The 2,222-nt window shown below is 45.1% G+C and carries 2 protein-coding genes and 1 pseudogene; 2 read left to right on the top strand and 1 reads right to left on the bottom strand.

Going from position 1 to position 2,222, the window contains the following annotated elements:
• A pseudogene (locus tag H6F50_RS26980) lies at positions 1 to 93 on the top strand (IS630 family transposase); the annotation flags it as partial.
• Positions 94 to 494: 401 nt separating this feature from the next.
• Here H6F50_RS26980 and H6F50_RS07600 read toward each other — a convergent pair.
• Complete coding sequence (locus tag H6F50_RS07600; RefSeq protein ID WP_190428061.1) at positions 495 to 1,319, bottom strand: SDR family NAD(P)-dependent oxidoreductase; 825 nt, start codon at positions 1,317 to 1,319, stop codon at positions 495 to 497.
• 601 nt (positions 1,320 to 1,920) lie between these two features.
• Between H6F50_RS07600 and H6F50_RS07595 the strand changes: the two genes are divergently transcribed.
• On the top strand, positions 1,921 to 2,222 hold a 302-nt coding region (locus H6F50_RS07595), incomplete at its 3' end, for a DUF6717 family protein (protein ID WP_190428059.1).

The following is a 2,222-nucleotide window of genomic DNA, read 5'->3' as shown; positions in this document are numbered from 1 at the left end:
TGGTCTTGGCTCAAGAGCCGCATCCGCAAACAACTCGACCAGTTTAATTGTTTGCGAGATGCAATCGAGCATGTCTTATGCTTGTCGTCCTAATTACCTTGGCGATTGCTATACTTGGATGCGTTCGGCAATGCCATCTAATATCTGGCGATTTTGACTCATCGTTAACATCTCTTTATCTGCAATCAGTCTATCCAAATACAGTTAGGGCGTTGCTGATTTGGTAATGCTATAGCTATTTCACAAGCAGATTCCTTCGTGGAAAAATCATTACTTTTCAGGGCGTTGCTGATTTGGTAATGCTATAGCTATTTCACAAGCAGATTCCTTCGTGGAAAAATCATTACTTTTCAGCAACGCCCTTTTCAGCAACGCCACAGTTAGGTTAAATGGCACTAACGCTCGGAGCCTGGAAATAAATTTCACAGCTAAAGTAGAGACACGATTAATCGCGTCTCTACTCTGGAATCAGATTCTCCTGTTGATAACAGACTTTAACGTGAAATTATTCCAGCCTCTCGGAGTCTGTGGTAGCGCTTTTGTTTATACTTCGACAGCGGTGCTGCCAGCAGTAAAACTTTCTCTAGCAGCCAAGGTGCAATGCGATTGCACCACACGGCTAAATGACTTTGCCATCCCACTAAAATTTCTGGCGATTCCTTTTGTAGGCCAGTGACGAGTGCCTGAGCGACTTTCTGAGAAGTCGTGGGTACTACCCAGCGAAACCACTTTAAATCTCGCACCATGTCAGTGTCAGTCAAAGATGGCAGCAAAGCCATTACCCGAATATTGTAGTCAGCAAGTTCGCCGCGCAAGGCTTGGGTGAATCCTAAAATCGCAAACTTGGTAGCTGAATAAGTCGCCATTGTCGGCGCGGCAATTTTGCCCATCAAGCTAGAAACGTTCACGATGGTTCCTTCCCGTTGGGTTGCCATACGTCGAGCAACCAGACGAGTCATGGTGTACATTCCCATTAAATTAATCGCGATTTCTTGCTGCACATCCGGGAGTTGAGATTTCAAAAAGGGCGCTTGGTGTGCAACTCCCGCACAGTTGACAAGCAGATGAATCTGACCATAATCTCGCCAAGCTTGGGCGATCGCAATATTCACTTCTACTATCTGAGCCAGATCCAAAGGCAGGATCGCGGCTTTCACACCCAGCGCCTCGATTTCGGCGGCGACTTCCGCTAAGCGATCGGCATCGCGTGCCACCAGCAACAGGCGTTTGGCTCCTTGTTGCGCTAGTTCCAGCGCGATCGCTCGCCCAATTCCACGGGAAGCTCCGGTAATCAGAGCCGTCTTTCCTTGAATATTCATAACTTAAACCTTCTCCATTTGAGGTCTCACCGCGCTGATAGTGCCGAGTTCAAGATGCAAGAAGTAGAGGTAGCATCCTCTAAGCACGCAGTGAGGAAAACAGTAACTCGTAATTACAGATGAGTTGAACTGAACTGTTGGGAGCAAGACATTTCTCAAAATTCTTGCAGGGAACCCTATTTTTGTAGACAAACCTGAGAAATGTCTTTCCGGAAAACTTCAGTCAAATAAGAGTTGGACTGGCAGTACGTAAGGGGAACACGAGTTAGGAACCAGATGAAATTGAAGAAATGCATTTTGAATCGTGAAACAAAGAAATTCCTCTGCCGTCTAGCAAGGTTGGTGTACCGTCAGAGAAATACAGTTTCAGGCAATTCTGCAATCAGTGAATTGATGTACAGCCAAGTTTGATGTAGAGCATGGATGGCACGTCTCCTAAAATACGGGCATTGACCAGAAGCAACTCTTAAGCACACCTTAGCAACTGCATCAACGAATCGCAATAAATTTTAATAAATTTTGCTTAACATTCCGTTACAAAACTGCCAAATGTAAGTATTTCCCTGTAACGCCACAGAAAATCTATTACAAGGCTGAACCAATGTCTAACGCAATGATGGTGATTTTCCCCTATCGCTACGAACACACTTGGGTGTTTGATGATGAGCGTGTCGGACTTGTACGAGAGCCTTTTGTCAGCGGGATTCCTGAGATGCTCGATCTTCTGGTTAAAGAGATTCCCAATGCTGAGCAAGGTTTTAAGCTTTTGTTTTCAGGAAACCCATTTCCTGGATATCAGGCGGAACTAACTTTGGTAAGAGAAGAGTATGGTGGCAATTGGTATCGCTGGGAGTTAAATAACAAGGAAGGATGGTTATGTCCCGCTTTATTTAAATACTTCAA

The sequence above is a fragment of the Coleofasciculus sp. FACHB-712 genome, from assembly GCF_014695635.1.
In the GTDB taxonomy this organism is placed as follows: Bacteria; Cyanobacteriota; Cyanobacteriia; order Cyanobacteriales; family FACHB-T130; genus FACHB-T130.
The sequence above is the reverse complement of the archived record's forward strand: the minus strand, read 5'-3'. Positions and strand labels throughout refer to the sequence as shown.